Origin of the sequence: Saltatorellus ferox, assembly GCA_007751475.1 — a bacterium.
Lineage (GTDB): Bacteria > Planctomycetota > UBA1135 > UBA1135.
Genome location: CP036434.1, coordinates 4,145,359 through 4,165,709, shown reverse-complemented (window position 1 = coordinate 4,165,709; position 20,351 = coordinate 4,145,359). Strand labels below are relative to the sequence as shown.

The 20,351-nt window shown below is 68.4% G+C and carries 15 protein-coding genes; 12 read left to right on the top strand and 3 right to left on the bottom strand.

The features are described 5' to 3' along the window. Positions 1-46: 46 nt before the first annotated feature. The 10 genes from Poly30_RS14815 to Poly30_RS14775 all read left to right on the top strand — a co-directional run bounded on the left by Poly30_RS14815 (position 47) and on the right by Poly30_RS14775 (position 12,208). Positions 47-1,912, top strand: coding sequence for an FG-GAP repeat domain-containing protein (locus Poly30_RS14815; RefSeq protein WP_145198594.1), 1,866 nt, complete (start codon positions 47-49; stop codon positions 1,910-1,912). Between the two features lie 21 nt (positions 1,913-1,933). Beyond that, a complete protein-coding gene (locus tag Poly30_RS14810; protein WP_419190203.1) occupies positions 1,934-3,733 on the top strand; it encodes a tetratricopeptide repeat protein in 1,800 nt (599 codons plus the stop codon). Then, positions 3,730-5,628, top strand: a complete 1,899-nt coding sequence (locus Poly30_RS14805; RefSeq protein WP_145198590.1) for a GTPase — start codon at positions 3,730-3,732, stop codon at positions 5,626-5,628. Before Poly30_RS14810 ends, Poly30_RS14805 begins: the two co-directional genes overlap by 4 nt. A 97-nt stretch (positions 5,629-5,725) precedes the next feature. After that, entirely contained in the window at positions 5,726-6,142 is a 417-nt protein-coding gene (locus tag Poly30_RS14800; protein WP_145198588.1) for a GntR family transcriptional regulator, read from the top strand. Further along, complete coding sequence (locus Poly30_RS14795) at positions 6,139-7,023, top strand: ABC transporter ATP-binding protein (protein WP_145198586.1); 885 nt, start codon at positions 6,139-6,141, stop codon at positions 7,021-7,023. The genes Poly30_RS14800 and Poly30_RS14795 overlap by 4 nt, the downstream gene beginning before the upstream one ends. After that, positions 7,020-7,706 carry an ABC-2 transporter permease gene (locus tag Poly30_RS14790; protein WP_145198584.1) on the top strand — a complete coding sequence of 229 codons (687 nt, stop codon included), beginning with the start codon at positions 7,020-7,022 and terminating at the stop codon, positions 7,704-7,706. The genes Poly30_RS14795 and Poly30_RS14790 overlap by 4 nt, the downstream gene beginning before the upstream one ends. Positions 7,707-7,716: 10 nt before the next feature. Beyond that, positions 7,717-8,934, top strand: a complete 1,218-nt coding sequence (locus tag Poly30_RS14785) for an acyltransferase family protein (RefSeq protein WP_145198582.1) — start codon at positions 7,717-7,719, stop codon at positions 8,932-8,934. Positions 8,935-8,976: 42 nt separating this feature from the next. Next, positions 8,977-10,680 (top strand): carboxypeptidase-like regulatory domain-containing protein, encoded by a 1,704-nt coding sequence (locus tag Poly30_RS14780; RefSeq protein WP_145198580.1) that lies wholly within the window; start codon positions 8,977-8,979, stop codon positions 10,678-10,680. Between the two features lie 9 nt (positions 10,681-10,689). Beyond that, a complete protein-coding gene (locus Poly30_RS28495) occupies positions 10,690-10,818 on the top strand; it encodes a hypothetical protein (RefSeq protein WP_419190202.1) in 129 nt (42 codons plus the stop codon). A 178-nt stretch (positions 10,819-10,996) separates the two neighbouring features. Then, positions 10,997-12,208: a hypothetical protein gene (locus tag Poly30_RS14775; RefSeq protein ID WP_145198578.1), complete on the top strand. Its 1,212-nt coding sequence runs from the start codon at positions 10,997-10,999 to the stop codon at positions 12,206-12,208. A gap of 46 nt (positions 12,209-12,254) precedes the next feature. Here Poly30_RS14775 and Poly30_RS14770 read toward each other — a convergent pair whose 3' ends face one another. From Poly30_RS14770 to Poly30_RS14760, 3 genes are all read right to left on the bottom strand, one after another. Next, on the bottom strand, positions 12,255-13,385 hold the full coding sequence (locus Poly30_RS14770; protein ID WP_145198576.1) for an NHL repeat-containing protein: 1,131 nt from the start codon (positions 13,383-13,385) through the stop codon (positions 12,255-12,257). Positions 13,386-13,614: 229 nt separating this feature from the next. Then, the gene (locus Poly30_RS14765) at positions 13,615-16,302 is read right to left on the bottom strand and encodes an MSCRAMM family protein (protein ID WP_145198574.1); all 2,688 of its coding nucleotides are present in this window, start codon (positions 16,300-16,302) and stop codon (positions 13,615-13,617) included. Between the two features lie 147 nt (positions 16,303-16,449). Further along, entirely contained in the window at positions 16,450-17,157 is a 708-nt protein-coding gene (locus tag Poly30_RS14760) for a hypothetical protein (RefSeq protein WP_145198572.1), read from the bottom strand. 120 nt (positions 17,158-17,277) lie between these two features. Here Poly30_RS14760 and Poly30_RS14755 point away from each other — a divergent pair, with 120 nt between their 5' ends. Both Poly30_RS14755 and Poly30_RS14750 read left to right on the top strand, forming a co-directional pair. Further along, positions 17,278-19,074 carry a dynamin family protein gene (locus Poly30_RS14755; RefSeq protein WP_419190201.1) on the top strand — a complete coding sequence of 599 codons (1,797 nt, stop codon included), beginning with the start codon at positions 17,278-17,280 and terminating at the stop codon, positions 19,072-19,074. 56 nt (positions 19,075-19,130) lie between these two features. Continuing rightward, positions 19,131-20,159, top strand: a complete 1,029-nt coding sequence (locus Poly30_RS14750) for an NHL repeat-containing protein (protein WP_145198568.1) — start codon at positions 19,131-19,133, stop codon at positions 20,157-20,159. Positions 20,160-20,351: the final 192 nt, after the last annotated feature.

The window sequence follows — 20,351 nt, the reverse complement described above, 5'->3', positions numbered from 1 at the left end:
TCAAGAAGGGGACTCGGTCGGGCCCTCATGGGCCTATGATCTGGGCATGATGTCCTTCTCCAGCGCATTCCTGGCGGCGATCCTCTCCGGCGCGGCGGCGGTCTCCACCGCAGCGAGCCAGGTGACGGGCGCCGAGACCCAGGTGACGGGCGCCGCGACCGACGAGGCCGGCCGCGCGGAAGCGACGGCGGCTCGTGCCACCGAGAGCGCGGAACTCGACCGCCGTGAGGCGGTTGCATCGGCCGTGCAGGCGGTGGTCGTGAAGATCGAGTCGTCGTTCCGGACCGAAGAGGCAGGCGCCTTCCGTGAAGCCGTCGCTGGCTGGTTCAGCGAGGACGCGCGCGCGGTGATCGTGCCGCCGGATCCCGAGACGCTCGAGTCGCGCCGGATCAAGAGCTTCGTGGCCGGCGCCCCGGGCCGGCCGGTCGCGGTCGAGCGCTTTTCGATCGGCGACTTCGCCCTCGACGAGGCCACCGGCATGGAAGACGCGATCGACGACCTCCTGAGGGACCACGCCGAACTCCAGCGGGCCCTCGGCGGCCCGACCACGCGCCGCGCCGAGGTCCACACGAAGGAGGTCACGCCGGTCGAAGGCTTCGACGCTCTCTTCGACGTGAGGCTGCACCTCCATCACCTGCGGGCACCCGCAGGCCAGAGCGCGATCTCCGTGTCGTCAGTGCTCAGGGTGCGCGCTGCCCTCGAGGGCGCAGACGGCGAGCCGCGTCTCGTCGGCTACAGCCTGCGCATCGACTCCCGCGTGCAGAGCTCGGGCCCTGCCGATACGGAGGGGTTCGTCGATGTCAGTGGATCGGTGCTGAAGGACCCGCGTGCGGCGCTCCTGCGCCCTTCGATCCCGGCGCTTCGCGATCTGCTCGACGACGGCCTCGGAGTCGGGATCCTCGGCCACCACGGCGTGACCGTGGCGGACCTCGACGGCAACGGCATCGAGGACATCTACCTGCCCCAGCCCGGCGGCATCCCGAACCAGCTCTGGCTTCGACAGCCGGACGGTTCGGCGATCGAAGCAGCAGCCCTCGCCGGGCTTGATTTCACCGACGCGACGACGAGCGCCATCTTCTGCGACCTCGATGGCGACGGCGATCGCGATGCATGCCTCGGCTTCGACGGGACGGTCCGGATCTTCGCGCGCGTGGGGGACGTCTACCTCGAAGCGGCGTCCTTCGAGCGCGGCGCGATCACGGGGATCGCCGCAGCCGACACGAACGGCGACGGGCTCGTCGATCTTTACGCCTGCGCCTACGCCAATCCCTACAACGGCACCGCGTTCCCCGTTCCGTATCACGACGCTTCGAACGGCCAGGACAACATCTTCCTGCTGAATCGCACCAAGGAGCCGGACAAGCTCGTCTTCGTGGACGCGACCGTCGGCTCCGGCCTCAGCCAGGGCGCGGCTCGCTTCAGCTTCGCCGCGACCTTCGAGGACTACGACGAGGACGGCGACACGGATCTCTACGTCGCCAACGACTTCGGGCGGAACGCGCTCTACGTGAACTCCGGGTCGGGACTCTTCACGGAGCGCGCCGAGGACCTCGGCGCCGTCGACATCGGCGCCGGGATGGCCGCATCGTTTGCGGACTTCGACGGCGATGGACGGGTCGATCTCTACGTTTCGAACATGGCGTCGTCCGCAGGGCGACGGATCACCGGCCAGGAGGTGTTCCAGGCGCGGGCAGCGGACGAGGAGCGCTCGATCCTCAAGCGACACGCCAAGGGCAACACGCTGCTGCTGGGGAAGGACGGCGGACGCTTCGAGGAGTCGTCGCTTGCGACGGCAGCCCGGTGGGCGTGGGGCGCGCTCCCCATCGATCTCGATGGCAACGGTGCGCTCGACATCTACGTTCCCAACGGCTTCGTGACCGGCTACGGGGCCGGCAAGGCGCCTGACTTGTGAAGCTCGTTCTGGCGGCACGTGGTGTCGCGCACTCCTGGACGCTCTCTCGGTGCCTCCGAGAATCAGGCGACCTATCAGAACTACCTGGACGGCTGGGCCGAATTGAATCGCAGTCTGGTGCTCGGCGAGCCCTGGAGCGGCGACGAGCGCAACGTGGCGTTCCTGAACTCAGGCGGGCAGGGCGAGGCCCTCGATTTCGCCGACATGGGCGGCGTGCTCGGACTCGACGCGATCGGTGACGGCCGCAGCGCGGCGTCGATCGACATCGACTTCGACGGTGACGAGGACATCGTGCTCTCCAATCGCACGGAGCCGCGGATTCAGATCTTCCGCAACCGGCTCGCGGACGGCGTGCCGACGCTGGCGGTGCGCCTCGTGGGAACCGGGAAGTCCGGAACGGAAGCCGTCGGCGGCATCGTGTACGCGACGCCTGTTCAGGGGATGGGCGAGGAGGAGCCCACGACGGCGGGGGTCGTCCCGGGCAAGACGCTGCGTCGAACGCGCACCATCGGCTCCGGCTATCTCGCCCAGACGAGCGCGTGGCTTCGTTTCGCGTTCCCGGACGACGCGTGGGACGGCGAACCGAGCCGTGGCCAGCGCGTGCATCTGCAGGTGCGCTGGCCGAGATCCGCGACGGTCGAGGACTTCGGGCTCGTGCGGATGGGGAGCAAGCGCCTGGTGCTGGAGCAGGGCAAAGGAGTCGCCCGTGAAGTCACGGCGCCGCGTCCCGTGCGACTGGAAGCGGCCGAGCTGCCGGCTTTCGACCTGAGTCCGGAGAACGGGCGCCGCCTCGCGCTGCCGGCTCCGTCGTCGATCCCGAGCCTCGCCGTGCGCGGCGTGAGCGGGCGGACGGCGCGTCTCTTCGGGATCACGCCCGACGGTCCGCGCGGGGCGGGTCAGCCGGTGGTGGCGGTCGTCTGGAACTCGAAGGAGCCCGACGCGATCGTGCGGCTCGGGGCCCTCGGTGCGCTCTCCGAGGAAGCGGCTGCGGCGGAAGCGCTGGTCATCGCGATCGATCTCGCCGAGGAGGCGAGCGACTCCGGTGCCGAGGAGGCGTTCCCCGCCCAGCTCCAGCGTGGCGCTGCGCTCTTGAGCCGCGCGGGGTTCGACGGCGATGAACTCGCCGCCGTGGGCTCGACGAAGGAAATCCTGGCCGAGATCGTGGCCTGGCGCATGGGGCGGCCGGAGCCCCCGGCGCTGCCGTGGTCGCTCATCGTGGGCCCGGACGGTCGACTGGACGTCGTGCGGACGGGTGCGTGGGTGCCGGGGGAGGCGGGACGGGACTTCCTCTTCTGCAAGACGCTCGGCAACGCGAGGCTGGCGCTCGCGTCGCCCTTCGGCGGTCGGTGGGTGAACCCGCCGCTGGAGGCGAATCTCGCCAGCCTGAAGTCCCGCCTGGAACGCCGCGGCATCAGCGAGGCGGTGCGAGAACTCGAACTCGCGCGGGTGACGACGGCGGCGACGACGAGCGCCGAGGTGCAGGTTCGTCTCGGGCAGACCTACCTCGGCTCGAACGAGCTGGAGAAGGCGCTGCGCGCGTTCGATCTGGCGATCGAATCCGAGCCGGAATCGGCGATCGCTCACAAGGCGCGCGCCTACACGCTCCAGCTCCTGAAGCGCCCCGTGGATTCGATCGAGGCCTGGGGCCGCGCGATCGAGCTGGATCCGTCCGATCCGAACTCGCGCGTCAATCGTGCGTTCGCGGCGATCGAGGCAGGCGAGATCGGCATCGCGCGCGAGGAACTCGACGTGCTGATCGCGACGCAGGGAGCCGATTCGGAAGCCGCGCAGGCGGTGTCGCGGGCTCTGGAGTCGAAGTGAGCGGGACCGGTGGCGGCAAGGGGCCTTCACGTGGCCCGGCGGAGCTGCGCGCGCTACGCCAGACGCTCGCAGAGATGCTGGAGAGCGGCGCGGCGCGCGGCGCGTGCGGCGGTCACGTTCGTCGGGCGATCGACAGGCTGGACCGTGATCTCCTGCCGAGGACGGCGGGGGGTCACGAGCATCTCGTCGCGGGCATCGTGGGTCCGAACAACGCGGGCAAATCGGCGCTCTTCAATTCGCTCGTGGCGGGACCGCTTCTTCCCGGAAGCCCGGCGGTGCGATCCATCAGTCCGTCCCTTCCCACCGGCGGCGCGACGCGTCGTCTGGTGGGTGCGCTTTCACCCGAACTCCGTCAGATCCTGGAGAGCGAGCCGACGCTCCAGCGCTTCCCGATGCGAGGGATCATGCCCGGTCCTGACGGCGTGATGGCCGCCACGGAAGCGGCGGGCGAGGGAGAGGTCGCCGAGCTTCTGCTCGTCGAGACGGATACGCTGCCCGCCACGCTCCTGCTCGTGGATACGCCCGACTTCGACAGCGTGCTCCAGGAGAACCGCCTCGTGACCGACGCGCTTCTGGCCGTCGCCGACGTGGCCATCGTGGTGGTGACGCGGCACACGTACCAGAACCATGACGTGATCGAGTTTCTGAAGGGCTGGCTCGGACATGGCCGACCCTGGGTGCTCGTCTACAACGAGTCGATCGATCCTGCGACGACCCTGAAGCACGCGGCGAAGATCGCGGAGGATCTGGACGGTGATCCCGAGGCCGTGTTCCACGCGGAGTTCGACGTCGGCGTGGCGCGCGGGGAGCATGCGCTCGTGCCGCTGCGATTGGTGTCCGATGGGGATGGGGCCCAGGCGGATGGGGCCCAGGCGGATGGGGCCAGCGCGGTCGCCGGCGTCCCCATGGGGCAGTGGCTGCGCGATCTCGGCGACGAGGGGGACCTGAAGGCCCGGGCGCTGAGCGCATCGCTCGCGGGCCTCGACCGGGACCTCGAGGCGCTCTCCGCAGAGGCTCGTCACCTCGCGGCCGCGGTCGAGCGGGTCCAGTCGGTGGCAGAGGAGCACGCGCGCCGCCTCTCCGCGGCGGTGGCCCGCGAGGCGATGCCCATGGGGCCTTTCCTGGAGGCGTTCCGCGAGGTCCTCGACGAGCGCCCGACGGCGATCCAGCGTGAGCTGCGCCGCGGCCTCAAGTGGACGGGCAACCAGGTTGCTGGTACGGCGAAGTGGATCTCGGACAAGGTCCGTGGCCAGACGCCCTCGACGTCGCCCGGTGCCGAAGCGGAAGCCGCCAAGGCCGCGACCCTGCACGCGGTCGAGTGCGCCGAGCTCTCCTCGCGCTGGAGCGCGTTCGTCGAGCCGCTGCTCGTGGAGTTGCGCGAGATGCGCCGCGCCGAGGACACGCCGCAGGAGGTGCGCGACGCGCTCCAAGCACTGACGTCACCGCGCGCCGCGTCGGAGGCGCTGGAGCGAGCGAAGTCGACGCTGGGCCTCGATCCGGATCTGATGCGCGAGTACCGCGTCGCGTGCCGCGAGATCATCGCGAAGGAGCTCGACGAGGGATCGAGCGAATGGGCGCTCCAGCTGGCGGTGGACGCCCTCCATCTTCTTCCGCTCGGCGTCGCGGGCGCGGTGATCGTGCACACGGGCGGAATGGGCGCGGACCTCGCGGTGGCGGGCGGAGGTGCGCTCAGCGCCGCAGCCGCCGAGCGCCTCTCGCGGACGCTCGGCACCGGCGTGGCCATGTCGGCGCGCAACCGCTGGGTCGAGTTGCGTACGCCCAAGATCGTCGAAGCCGTGGTCGCGGGCCTGCTGGGAGAAGGACCGAGCCACGATAGTGCCGAATCACTGACTGCGCTCCGCTCCGAAGCGGCCCGGGTCAGCGCGGTGCGCTGAGCGAGATGAGGGCAAAAATCCCCTGGCGCGCTGGAGGGAGTTGACGGCTGGGTCTAACTGTGTATACTCAGCATGCACACTGTGTGCGGACCCTTTCATGGGCGATTCACTCCTACTCTCCCCCCATTCCGCCACGCCGATGTACGCCCAGATCGTGGATCAGGTCTCTGCGAAGGTCATGTCGGGCGCGTGGGAGGCGGGGCGGGCGTTGCCGTCCATTCGCGAGCTCGCCAGCGACTGCCAGGTGAGTGTGATCACGGTCAAGCGTGCGTACCAGGAGCTGGAGCGGGCTGGGGTGATCGTGACCCGGCAGGGGAAGGGCTCGTTCGTGGCGGAGACGCTGGAGCTACCGCGGTCGCTGGCGATGGAAGAGTTCCGCGCACAGCTCGCCAGTCTGATCCGCGCCGCCAGGAAGTCAGGGCTCAGCGCGCAGGACGTGCTGGACCAGGTCGAACGAGCGCTCTCCGACCCCCCCGATTCATCGACCGAACCCACCGGAGATACCCCTTCATGACCGCTGCCCTTTCCATGCAAGGCGTGTGCAAGCAGTACGAAGACTTTCGCCTGCAGGACATCGACCTGACGCTGCCGACCGGTCAGATCATGGGGCTGGTCGGCGTCAACGGCGCCGGCAAGTCCACGCTGCTGCGCCTCTTGATGGGGCTCGTGCGAGCGGACCGGGGCGAGGTCGAGGTCTTCGGCCAGCGCCTGCCCGAGGCCCAGGTCGCGGTGAAGCGTGACATTGGATATGCGTCGGACGACATGCGGCTGTACCCGGGCCAGACCTTGCGCTGGCACATGGACTTCATCCGCGGCATCTACCCGGGCTGGGACGAGGCGTATGCCCAGGACCTGGTGAAGCGCTTCGACCTCAAGCCGCAGCAGAAGCTGGGCGGCACCTCGCACGGCCAGCGCGTGAAGGCGCTGCTGCTGCTCATGCTGGCGCGCCATCCGCGGCTATTGCTACTGGACGAGCCCACCACGGGCCTCGATCCGGTCGCGCGCGGGGAAGTGCTGGAGGCGCTCGGCTACGTGCTCCGCGACGAGGAGCGATCGGTGCTGTTCTCCTCGCACAACACCGCGGACATCGAGCAGCTGGCGGATTCGATCACGTTCTTGCACGCGGGCCGCATCGTGGCCTCGGAGGACAAGGAGACTTTCCTGGACCGCTGGCGACGCGTGGTCTGCCAGGGCGAGCCAGGGGATGCGCTGCGCGCGCTCCCGGGCCTGCATTCCCTTCGCCATAGCGCTCCGATCGTCGAGCTCAAGACCGGCGCGTACAACGACTCCCTCGCGGCCACACTCGCGACGCTCGGGCTTATGGTCACCTCGGTCGAGCCCATGTCGCTGGAAGACATCTTCGTCACGACCGTCCGCGGAGGCGGAAAGGCATGAGCTGGTTCGCAACCGATGCTGCGATGGTGAGGCGCCTGGTCCTGAAGGACTGGCAGGTCTATCAGAAGCAGCTGGCTGGCTACGTGGCGGGCATGCTGCTCGCGCTGGGGCTGATTGGCCTCGGTCATTCCTGGGCGGCCGGGGCGGGCGCGCTCCTGCTTCTCGTGCTCCTGGTGGTGGTCGGTTCGTACTCGATCCAGACCTTGCTCTTGACCGAACGCAAGCAGCAGAACGTGCCGTTCATCATGAGTCTTCCGGTCACGCCGATGGACGTGTACTGGGGCAAGCTGCTCGCGAATCTTGCGATCTACCTGGTGCCGTTCACCGTGGTGGCTGGCGGGATGATCGCGATGGTGCTGAGCACGCCGATGCCGGACGGCCTGGTGGTCTGGACGGTGCTGATCGCGGCCTTTCTGCTGACGAGCTTCTGCGTTTTGCTGTGCGTCGCGATCTCTTGCTCGTCGGAGGGCTGGAACATCTTCACCATGATCGCGCTGATGACGCTCGTGGGGCCGTTCATCCTGTGGGTGACGCGGAGCCGCCAGGTAGGTCTGGATCTCGAAGGGGAGAGCCTCGTATTCGGTCCGGTCGCGATCGGGCTCTTGGCCGCCGACGTGCTGGTCGTGGTGATCGCCATCGGGGTCACGAGCTGGCTGCACGCGCGCAAGTCGTCCTTTCTTTGAGCGCACCGCCGTGACGGTTGGCACCCGCATCCACTACATGGACAACCTGCGCGCGCTGGCGATGCTGGCGGGCGTGGTCTTCCACGCGGCGCTGGCCCACAGCCCGCTGCTGCATTCGTACTGGCCGACGGCGGACACCGGGTCCTCCGAGGTGGTGGACGTCGTAGCGTGGTTCTTCCATCTGTTCCGCATGCCGCTGTTCTTCGTGGTGGCGGGCTTCTTCGCCGCCCTTCTGGTAGGGCGTGGCGGCCTGGCGGGCCTCTTTCACAACCGACTCGCTCGCGTTGGGAGACCGCTGATCGTGTTCCTGCCTCTGGTGACCATCAGTCTGCGCTTGTTGACCTTGCACGCCGCCGAGACGGCCGGCCACCCTTCGCCGGTGCTGGAGTGGATACGGAGCCACGTACAGGAGAACGGGGCGCTGCCGTGGTCCTTCAGCCTGGCGCACCTGTGGTTCCTCTGGTACCTGCTGCTCTTCACCCTCTTGACCTGGGTCGGCTCGACGCTGGAACTCGGTCGCGTGGGCCCCTGGCTGGCGGCCAGGCCTGCGTGGGTGATTCCCCTGGCGTTGCCGGTGCTCCTTGCGCCGGCGCTGGCGCTCGTCACGGTGCCCTGGCCTGCGCCGGAGTCGTTCCTGCCAGCGCTCTGGGCTCTGGTGTACTTCGGCGCGCACTTCGCGCTGGGCTACCAGCTCTTCCATCGGCCCCAATGGCTCGACCGCCTTCGGCCTGGGTTGCCCGCGATGCTGTTCGGGGCGGTGGCGGCGTACGCGGGGCTCGCGTGGCTCCAGGACGCTCCGAGCGACGGATCGGTGGCGCTCTGGCGTCATCTCATCCACGCGGTTCTGGAGAGCTACTCCGCCTTCTGGATGACACTCGCCAGCCTTCTGGCGGGCAGGCGCTGGCTGGATGGACACAGCCCCGCGATGCGCTGGCTGGCGGATGGCTCTTACTGGGTCTACCTGGTGCATCTCCCGGTGCTGTTCGCCATCCAGTACGAGCTGCTGGATGTGGCCATGGTCTGGCCAGCGAAGTTCGCGGTCTCGGTCGCGGGGACCCTCGCGATTTCGTTCCTGAGCTACGCCTGGTGCATTCGCCGAACCGTCTTCGGGCGTTGGCTCGATGGGCGGCGGGTCACGTCGACGCCGATCACAGGAGCCGCCAGCGAAGAGGCCGCGGGGGCACCGAAGAAATCCCACTTTTACTTGCCGCGGAATCTGCGGCGGTGAACATGAGGACTGCACCCCCGTCCCAGCCCCTCCATTCTGTCCATGATTTCCACCCGTCTGACGAAGCTCGTTCTCGTTCTCCTCGTACTTGGCGTCTCAGCTCTGGTCGGCTGGAGGCTCATTCACGCTCCCGGCGAGCCGGCACAGGGGCGAGTGGTTCTGGAGCCGGGCGGCCAGGGCTCGGCCCCGGCGGTGGATGCTGAGCTGGATGCCGAGGTGGCGGATCTTTCCACGGACGGGCCAGCGGAAGAACGCGAGAGCATCGAGATTCCAGGAGATGTGGAGACGGACGCGAGATCGGCCGGCGCCCCATCCGATGACGACGCCAGGACGCACACGCTTCGTATCCAGGTGAACGGGCCGGATGGAGCGCCGGTCCCTGGATGCCCCGTCGCAGTGACGATCCAGGAGCCGAGCACGCCCTATCTCGTTTTTGACCTCTTGACCGATTCGTCGGGGTTGGCCGCTGTGGGCGTGCCGGGCGGGAGCTACTACGTGACCGCGAACGGTCCTCGAAGAACGCCAGCTCAGGGTGAGGCCATCGCAGACCTTTCCATGGGATACCTCGAGCGCGTCGTGGTCGTGGAAGAGGACGTCGAGAAGACGTTCGTTCTCCGGCGCCTTTCCGCGAGCCTGGAAGTGGAGGTGGTCGATGACCTGGGCGCTCCGGTGGAAGGCGTGAAGGTTCGAGTGGCTTCATGGGCGCAGCGGAGTGGATCGACGGACGCGGAGGGAAGGATGGTGGCCGAGCGACTGTTGCCCGGCCGCGCCGTCGTTCGACTTGACGTGGACGAGGGCGTTGGCGTCGCCCTGGACGACTCTTCGAAAGTGCGGACCCTCGACGTTCTGGAGAATCGCCGGTCCAGGGTGCGCTTCGTCTTGAAGCGCTACGGAGCGGTCAAGATACGAATCGCTGCGCCCCTCGCCGATCATGGGACCTCCGTGGTGGGCGATCCGAGCGAGCCCGCAGGCCTTCTGGTCACACCGCTCGACCGGAGCTCGGGCGGGAAGCGAAAGAGCCAACGCGTGACGATGGGCGAATTCCACGTCTTCTCGGATCTCGCACCCGGTTTGTACTCGGTCGAGGCGTCCTTCAAGGCCGACTCCGAACTCGGACTCCTCCGCGATCTCGCGCCTGTCGAGGTTCTGCCCGGCGAGGTCACGGAGCGAACTCTGGAGGCCATTCGATTCAGCGGCCATGTGAGCGGAAGGCTGTTGCAGCGTGACGGTCGCCCGGCCGCCGGAGTTTTCGTCATCATCAGGCCGCTGCTGAGCGAGAAGGTTCGGTTGCAGGACGCCCAGGTCAAGTCGGGGCGAAGTGACGATAAGGGCCGTTTCGCCATCTCCGGGCTCCGCGAGGGTCCCCACGAGATCCAGTTGAATGTGGATCACCTCAAGGACGTCAACTACGCCTTGCCGGATCCATCAGCGCCGTTCTTCGAGTTCCGCATCCCTGGGCCTGAACTGGTCATCACGCTCGATCCGGGCGCGACGATCGCCGGTAGGCTCGGTGAGGGCGCAGGCCAGCTTCCGAAAGAGCAGAAGCCCGCTCAGCTCGAGATCGATCGGTATCGTTTCCCGAGTGCGCAGTCCTTTCCGATCGAGGACGGCGAGGTGACTATACGGCACCTGCGGGCTGGTCCCTACCGGCTGCGCTGGTTGAATGCGGCCGGTGAGTCGCTTCGGGAAGAGCGGGTCGTGGTTCCCGACGGCGGGGAGGTCAGCGTGGTCTTCGGGGAACGCTGAGAGCCACTTTTGGTTGATTCCACGCGGATCCTCGCGGTCCCGGGCGAGTACCGGCTTCGCCTGTACCATGGCAAGACCGAGGTCTTCCACGACGTGACGCTGCAGGCCGGTGAGGTCAGGGTGCTGAAGATCGACTAGCCGCCGACCGGAACTGGGCGCCAGGGCGTCAGGGCGCTTTCGCGACGCCCCGGGGAGGGCGGTTCCGCGCCCGGGGCTCGACGGTGTATCCTCCACCGCGCGCTCATGCTGCAAGCCTCCCCGTCGGGCCCGTCGAAGCACGCTGGCCCGCAGGTGGTGCACCTGCGCATCCCTCCCGATGACCGAAACCACCCAAGAGGACCGCAACCGGTCTGCCCACGAAGCGCTGGACGCGGCCCGCGAGAGCGCGACCCTGGCCGCCGCCGAGTTCGTCGACGCCGTTCGCGCCGTTCTGGAAGACGACCACTGGCCCTCGCAGATTGGCTCGGCGATCGATCTTGAACGGGTGGTCACTCTCAGTCACAAGGGCGCCTGGCAGATCTACCGCATGGGGCATGCGGTCGAGCCGCTGGCCGAGCTTTCCAACATGCCGGGCAGCACCACGCTCGGACAGTTCCGCCGAGGCGCGGAACGTCATGGCGTGGAGGAGGCCGCGCTCAAGCGATTGACGGAAAGCCATGCGGCTCTCGACAGGCGGATGAAGGCGATCGGTGGTGACCGGGAGACGTTCATCGAGATGGTCGCGGAGTGGCGCGGCATGCCGGCTTCCGGAGCTGCGGCGGCTCACTGCCGGCAGGCGTTTCGCGCCAACCGGCACGTATGGGGGATCAGCGCCAAGGCGTCCTTTGCGACCCTCTGGTTCGTGGATTCGGGCGCGCGCATCGAGGCGATTCGGCTGCGCGGTATGCACGGGCTGACCGCTGCGCGACGCACCGTCTGGGACGTCTATGGCAGCCAGGACCCCGACCGCCATACGAGCTTCGCCCTGGCCGACAACCCCCTCGAGATCCACCCGCTCCTTCCGGCCTACTGTCGCGGAGTGTTGCCCCGATTGGAGCGCAGGCGATCCGGCGGCTGGACCCACGTTCGAGCCCACTTCGAGGCGGCCGGTCAGATCGCGCAGCACTCGCTGGTCTTCGGAGAGCGAGTCGTCCGTGACGACGAGCCAGATGAGCAGGACTGGTTCAATCTTGCGTGCTCGTTTCCGGCGGAGTATCTCCAGGTCGACGTCATCGCGCCGATTCGCTGGGAGCCGCGCATGGTTCAGGGCGGACTCTATTCCGTCCAGGCCGCGGAGCGACTGGACCCCGGGCCCCAGAAGATCCACTCGGCCGCCACCGAAGCCTTCGAACAACTCCCGCTGCGCGCCGCCTGCCGCTCGAACGCCATGGCGGACTATCCCGCGATGATCGCGTCGATCGCCCAGGGCGAGCAGCTGGATGTCGCCAGCTACACGCTCTTTCGACTGACCTGTGAGTATCCGCCGACGGGCTCGGGCCTCCGCCTCGACTTCCGTCGGAACGTCGATTCTCGCGACGATCGACCCTGAGTCTCGAGAGCCTCGTTGTGAGTCCCAAAAGAGAATCAGAGGAGAATCAGAGGAAGGTGACCTCGAGCCCATCGGAGAAGTTGGACGTCGTCGCGCCGCCGAGCGTGTCCCGGTACCAGGACGAAAAGCTCCAGCTCTCGCCGGCCTGGATGGCCACGAACCCCGTCGGCGTCGGTTGCATCATCAGATCGAGGGTGATCGTGATCCTGCGCGCGGTGCCGGAGTTCTGAATCTGTCCGGGACCGACGAAGCGGCCGATGGCGCCCGCCAGGCAGAGGTTCCCGCTGCTGCCGGCGGGGTTGGCGACGAAACCCTGCGTGCGGCTCGTGATGAAGAATCCGAAGGCGTTGCCGGGTAGATCGTCCACGGCCAGCGTGACGTCGTTCTCGAGAACCACGCTGCTTCCGAATCCTGAGATGCTGGCGGAGAGTCCGGTGGAATTCACGGCGGCGGGTCCGCAGAAGTTCGCCTTGATGAGCCCCGGCTCTCCGAAGCCACCCAGCGCAAGGAAGTTGAGCCCCGTCGCCTGGATCACGGTCGCAGCCCCCGTGGCCGGGTCGATCCGCACCAGCGATCCGTTGCCGTTCTGATCCGTCACGCCGTAGAGTGCGTCCGTCGCCGGGTCGTACCACATGCCGGTGATGCCGAAGACGCCGGTCGTGCCGATGGGGGTGGCCGCACCCGACGCCATGTCGAGTTCGAGGAAGGTGTCACCCGCGAGGCTGTAGGCGAAGAGCCTGCCCAGGCTCTGGTGGTACTCCATCGAGTAGAGCTGAGTCCCGCTGTCGCCCACGAGCGTGGCATTGAGCGTGACGGGGTCGACCTCGTAAAGCCGGAAGAAGTCGTGACCGTAGACCCGGCCCGTGTCCTCGTTCAGGGTCAGGCCACCGAAGGCGATCGTCGTGGAGCCGAACAGGGTCGCCGCGGCCGTGGTCACGTTCACGGAGTAGATCTCGGTCGCGAGCAGCTCCGAGACGAAGAGTTCGTCGCTATTCGGCCAGCTGGACAGGGTGATGGGGTTGCTCAGTCCGGTGGAGCCGATGGGCGTCGCGGTGCCGGTTCCGAAGTCGACCTCGACGAGATCGCTTCCAGCCGTGGCGAAGGCCACCTGGGCCTCGACCCAGGGCGTAAGAAGCAGGGAAGCACTGGCAAGGCAGAGGAGGGAGCGGATGGTCATGGATCTTGGCACCCGTGGCGCCGGAGGGATCGTTCGAAGGAGAGGGGTTCGGAGCGGAGGCTCCACGGCCATGGACCGCCCCTGTGTACCGGGGGGCTTCGCTCCGCTCCCGATCAAGGGCGCCAGTTTCATTGAAATATCAGTGAACTCACTGGCGGCCGTTCGCTGGATGACTCAAAATGGGGCACTCGCCAACCACGGCCCTGGCCTGCCTTCCTTCGGGGCCCGTTCAATGCGAGCAGAGGATCTCCAGTTCGCGCGCCGCGCCGGCGGCCACCTCGATCTTCGTTTCTCCCACGACCTGGCCAGCGCGGTCGCGGACGAGCGCGCGCCAGGTGCCAGGTCCGACCCCGACGATGCGCTGGTAGCCCTGGGAATCCGTGCGCGCGCTGGCATAGATGTGGTGGGGGGAGCCAGCCTCGGTTTCGAGGGTGATCGCGTGGTCGGCGAGCGGCCGGCCTTCGGCGTCGAGCGCCCGCGCGATCACCGTGGCCGCGCGGGGAATGACCACGTTCACCTCCGGGCCCTCGCCGCTCGCGGGCACCACGATGTCCTCCACGATGACGAGCCCATCGGTCTCGTGGGCGGTGAAGTAGTTGCCCGTGTGCAGGCGATAGCGGCCCGGGTGGAGGCCCGTGAAGACGAACGAACCGTCGTTCTTCGTGCCGGCGAACTGCAGGTCCCCCGCCTTCTTCGAATCCCGCGGCGCGTCCCTGTGGAAGAGAACGTACATGCCCCCGACCACCGGAGAGCCATCCTCCCGAATCGCTCGCCCCTCGAGGGTTCGGTCAGGGAGCTCGAAGTCTCGCTCCTGCAGCGGCTCCCCGGTGACGTCCACCGGGAAGCGAGCCTGGGCCGCCTGTCCCTCTCCGACGTTGAACGTGTAGGGGCCCGGCTCGCGCAGCTTCACCTCGTACCGGCCGCTGTCGTCCGTGCGTCCGATCACGCTCGGGAACAGGCGCTCCGTCCCTTCCGCGTAGACGTACATCATCAGCCCCGCCTGCGCGTCTCCGTTTCGGGTCACTCGGCCCGACATCGTGATCCCGTACGCATCCGGATCGCCGATGACCACGGAGACGTCTCCATCGCTGGGGACCTCGACCGGGATCTGGTTCGTGTCCCTGTGCTTGAGGACGAACTCACGCCCTTCCACGGGCGGCAGCGCAACCCAGTAGCGCCCGGCTTCGAGGCCGGTGAACGTCGCGGTTCCCTCTTCGTCGAAGGCACTGCTGCTCATCGCATAGGAGTTCTCGGCCCGAAGGGTCGCGCGCTGGTAGATGCCTCCCTCCAGGGACGGGTGGAGCTGCACCCGAACCGTCCCTCCGGCACCGAGCACGATCTCGATGTCGTCCCGGTGCTCGCCCGGAGCCAGGATGGCAGGTTCGCTGCGAAGCACGCCGAGGGATCGATCGACGAGAGTCACGAGGAGAGCGCCGGGCGGGACACCCTCGACCTCGAAGCGCCCCTCTCCATCCGTCGTGATCGACCTGCCACCGATGGTGAGGGTCGCGGCGGGCAGGGGGGAGCCGCTCGAGTTCCTCACGATGCCTGCTGCGCTCGCGAGACGGTCCAGCGTGAAGTTCGCGGTGGTACCGGGACCGGAAGCGTTCACGCGGACCGGGCGCCCCGCGGCGTGTCCCTTGGAAGTGGCGGTGAGATCGAAGTTCCCGGCGCCCAGACCCGTGATCTCGTAGTCCCCGTCGCCCTTGCGAACGCGCTCGCTGGCGCTGCTACCCCCCTCGTCGATTCCCACGGGCGTGGCGCTGACGCGGAAGTCCGAGATCGGCTGACCGAGGTCGTCGGTGACGCGGCCGGTGATCCTCAGGCCTTCCTGAAGCTCGAGGACCAGCGGCTGCCCTGGCCGTGCGATCGTTTCGACCTGCCACGGCGCCAGATCGCGCTTCTTCCTGGCGCTCGCTGCCACTCGGTAGTCGCCAGGACCGAGACCGCTGAACTCGAACTGGCCTTCGCCATCGGTCTTCGTCTCGGGGGCTTTCTTCCAGGATTGGCCGCGGTTCGACAGCTTCACCGTGGCCTTGTCAGCGGGAGCGCCGTCGGGCCAGCGGACCACACCGAGGAGGCGTCCGCCGTGCGCCAGCTGGATCTCCAGCCCCTCGAGGTGGTCCCCGTCGGCGGCTTCCCCGAGAGCCAGACTCGTGGAGTCGAAGCCGTTCCCGGAGACGCGGACCGTCATCTGGCCGGGCAGAACACCTCCGACGCGGAAGCGCCCTTCTTCGTCCGTGAGCGATTCTTCCTCGTAGCCGATCGAGGTCGTCATGTCCGGTCGATCCCAGGATCCAAGGCGCACGCGGGCGTCGGCGACCGGCGCGCCGTCGGGCCCGAGGACCACGCCCGAGGCCGTGACGCCGCGGACGACGGGGACTTCGACCGTCAGCCGCTCACCCGCGATGATGGCCGGGACCGGCACGAGCGCGCGGACGAAGAGCTCCGCGTCGAGCCCGATCCATTGCACTTCTCCTGCCTCGACGCCGCGAAGGTAGTAGCGACCCTCGGCGTCCAGATCCGGCAGCTGCCGCGGGCTTCCGTGATACGGACTCTCGGAGCCGTAGAGAACGAAGGAGTCGCCGGCCACGGCCTCGGGATGGCCCGCCGCCGGGCCGCTCAGCACGATCTCTATGAGGCCGCCGCTCTGGATCGTCTTGGGAGTTGGCGCGACCTCGTCGGGCGCCGCAGCGGCGGCCACTCGGCGGTCCACGGCGGAGTCGCTGGCTGGCCGGTCCAGCGGGACCAGATCGCCCCTGGTATCCATCGCGTCGCTGCCGTCCTGCGACAGCTCAGGCGCGGTAGCCTTGGCGCCAGGCGCAGGGGACTCGTCGGGTCGAGCGAAGAACAGGAGAAGTACTGCGACGAGCGCCGAGGCCGCGGCGATGGCGGACAACCAGAGGCGTGATTTCATGGTGGAGACGCGAGGGGAAGTGAGCGCAGATAGCGCATGCGCCGTCGCGTCGCTTCACGCGCCAATCCCGTGCCAGGAATTCAAAGGTTGAACCTCCGCCTCACTTGCGCTGAACAGGGCGGCGCTGGGACCGCCGATGTGCCCTCCTCATGTGGCAGACTCGGGTTCCGCGCGATCGAGGAACTGGCGGTAGCTCTCTTTCCCCTCACGCTGGCCGAGGAACGCCCGGTACGACGTGAGGTGGAAGCGGCAAAACTCCGCCAGGTCCACGAGGTTCTTCTCCTGAAGCTCCGCGACGCCAGCGATCCCCATGTGCCGTTCCATCTCCACGAGTTCGGCCAGGAGTTCATCGCACTGCGCCTTCGTCGTCACCGCGTCCTGATCCCACAGAACCGTGTCGGGTGCCTCGTGCGTCGCGTACTCCAGCGCAGCGCTCAGCTCCTGGATCAGCTGGAGCCGAGCGGCTCCGTCCGAGGGGTCGAGTTCGAGCGCCAGGCGCAGCAGTCCCGCTTCCGTGCGGGCCTCCTTCGGCAGGAAGTGCCGCTCCTGCCGGCCGCGAACGAGGTGCAACAGGCTGGCGGTCCAGCGGGCGCATCCGGGAGTGCCGGCTTCCACGCCTCGCACGAGGGCGGGGAAGAGGACCTCGACGAAAAGAGGCAGCCGGAGCGGCTGGGGGTCGCCCGCGTCGACGATCGCCCTCGCTCGATCCAGCGCCCACGCCTCACGGGCGCTCTCGTCCAGCTCCTTCATCGATTCGAGGAACGCGCGCAGAGTGCCCAGGGCTTCCTCGCGCTGGCCAAGAGCCTCCAGTTCGAGGTAGGCGGTCCAGAGTTCGCGCTGAGGTAGGGCTAGCATCGGCGGTATGGTACTCCGGGGCCACGCCGCCGCGCGCACGTCGCGCGCGCGGACCTTTCAGTTCGTAGGATGTGGCCGAGTCTGCTCCACGCCGAATCCAACCCTCTCCGGGAACTGCGCTTGTCATCCAATCCACCCACCAGCGGGGCCTCGCGCGCCGTCGTCGCCTCCTTGCTCGCGGGCCTCGACCGCGACCTCGGGGCGGTTCGTGATCTCCGCGCGGCCGAGGCAGCCCTGCCGGAGATCCGGGAGCTCCGCAACGATCTCGACGACCAGCTCGTCCGCGCGAAGTCCGCAGCCGTCATCTGCCTCGTCGGCTCGACCGGCGCGGGCAAGTCCACGCTGCTGAACGCGCTCGTCGGACGCGAGGTCGCGGTGGAAGGCGTCGATCGACCCACGACCTCGGCGCCCGTCATCTACCGGCCGAGCGATGCCGATGTGTCCTCGATACTGGAGGGTCTCCCCGGCGAGCCGCCGACCGTCGTGACCTACGAGCCGTCGCAGGGAGCGGATGCGGAGGCCGGCGGGGCGGAATCCTTCTGGCGCGGGCAGATCCTGATCGACGCTCCGGACACGAACAGCGTGGCGACCGTGCACCGCGAGGTCGTGAAGCAGCTCAGCGCGCGCGCCGACGTCCTCGTCGTCGTGGCCCATCGCCAGTCGATCGCCGAGCTGAGCTCCGCCACGTTCATCGACCTCTTCGCCGAGCGGCGCGGGATGGTCTTCGTCCTCGGGCGAACCGACGAACTCGACGAGCGCTCGACCGACGAACTGCTCGCTCAGCTTCGCAAGCTTCGGGACGAGCGCTGGCGCTCGCCCGAGGCGCCCGTCGTCGCGATCAGCGCGCGCGCGGCGAAGGCCGATCCGGGTGCGGGCAACCTTCCGACGCTGCGGACGATGCTCTCGAATCTGATCGTGGCGGAGAAGCTCGGCAGCGTGCGGCGTCGGAACGCCGTGGGCACCGTCGCGCGGATCGGGTCCCTGATCACCTCGGAGGCGCAGGACTTTCAGGAGGCGGCTGCCGCGCTCGAGGACGGCCTGAGCGAAGGCGCGAACGCGTGGTGCGGCGGGCTCGTCGCCGCGATCCACGAGCGACTGGAGGTGCGCCGCGCCGATCTCGCGCGCATGCTGTGGAACGACGCCGCCAAGGTCTGGGACGGACCAGGCGGCTACGCGCTCCGCGTCGGCGGGCTCTCGGCGATCGGCATGGGGGCCGGGGCCGCGGTGGCGCGGCGCAATCCTGTGCTGGCGGCGGGCCTCGCCGTCGGCAGCCTCGCCGCCGACCGCGTGCGCGGTGCCGTGCGCGAGCGCTCCTTCGAGTCGACGTCGGGGCTTCTGCCCGGCTCGTCGGAGGTCGAGGCGCTCCAGCGTGACGCCTTCCTCGAGGCTCGCCTCGCGGCCGAGGACGTCTACCTCGAGGAGGCCGGAGCTGCGATGGCGCCTTCGGCAGAGGAACTCGACGGCCACGCGGCCCGCGCCGTGGATGACGCCTGGGATCGGCTCGTGCGCGTGGACCTGCCGAAGGCGGCCGAGCGCGCGGTGCCCCGCGCGCTCAGACTGCTGATCGATCTGCCGGTGTACGGGCTGGGCGCCTGGGTGCTCTTCCGCGTCGGCATGGGCTTCTTCAGGGACCAGTACGTCGGCGTCGACTTTCTTGTCAGCGCGGTGATCATCGCGTTCGCCTGGCTCTTCCTGGCGCGCGTGATGGTGCGGGGGCGACTCTCCGCCCGGAGTGCCGCGCTCCTCGGGGAGGTCCGCGGGGACATCGAGCAGCGGCTCGGCCGAGCTGCCCACGCGGCCATCGACGGCCGACAGGATCGCCTGCACAAGTCCCGGGAAGCCCTTGCGCGGCTCGGCTCGGCTGACGCAATCTGGAGGGAGCGCCTCCACGGCGAAAGCCCCCGGACCGCGGGTTGACGCGCGCTCCGTCGTCGACTGGCTCCTGCCGTTTCGCCCACCTCACCCCGAATTTCATGCTGACTCTTCTCCCCCTCGTTCTCGCCCTTCCCACGGCCGCCCACTTCCAGGAGCCCATCCTGGCCTCGGCTCCGATCGGCGCGGACGAGGGCATCGTCCTCGGCCCCGAGGGGCATCGCTATCGCTGGGTTCGCGACTGGCTTCAGCTGCCCGATGGCATGGAGCTCGGCAACACGCACGGCTGTGTCGCCGTCGATTCCAGGGGGAGGGTCTTCTTCAACACCGACTCCGACCACGCGATCGTGATCGCGCGTCCGGACGGGACGATCGAGACGTCGTGGGGGAAGGAGTGGAAGCAGGGGCTCCACGGCATGACGCTCGTTCAGGAAGGCGAAGAGGAGTTCCTGTACCTCGCGCACACCGAGCGCCACGAGGTCGCGAAGACGACGCTCCTCGGCGAGGTCATCTGGACGATGCCCTGGCCCGAAATCTCGGGCAAGTACGAGTCGGCCGGGCAGTACAAGCCGACCTCCATCGTCACGGGGCCGGACGGGGAGATCTTCATCGCGGACGGCTACGGACAGAGCTGGGTCCACCGTTTCTCGAAGGACCGGGAGTACCTCGGCTCGTTCGGTGGGTACGGATCCGAGCCCGGCAAGATGAAGACGCCCCACGGCATGTTCATGGAGCTGGGTGGGGCGGAGCCGTACCTCGTCGTGTGCGACCGTGAGAACGGCCGGCTCCAGCGCTTCGCCATGGACGGCAAGCTCGTTCGCGCGGAGACGCCGGGCCTGCGCCGTCCCTGCAACGGGGTGATCACCCAGTACGGCTGGGCCGTCGCAGACCTCGCGGGCCGCGTGACGCTACTGGGCCTGGACGAGAGCGGCGAGCGCGTGGTCCTCGCCCAGCTCGGCGACAACCCCGACCCCGGCAAGCGGGCGAAGAACGGAGTGCCGCGCGAGCAGTGGGCGGACGGCGAGTTCCTCTCGCCCCACGGCATCGGCGCCGACGCGGACGGCAACCTCTACGTGCAGGACTGGAACCGGCTCGGGCGGATCACGAAGCTGGAGCGGATTCAGGACTGATCTGGGGCTGATCCGGCGCTGAGCCGGGACCTCGTCAGCTCTCTTCGCCGTGGGCTTTTCGCGGTCTGTGCCTTTCTGTCAGGCACAGGCCGCGACTCATTGCCAGAATGGCAGGCACGATGCGCCGGATCCCTGAAAAGCCCCCTTACGGCCCCGCCAGTGGAATTTAGGCGCTCGCAAGGCCCCGGAACG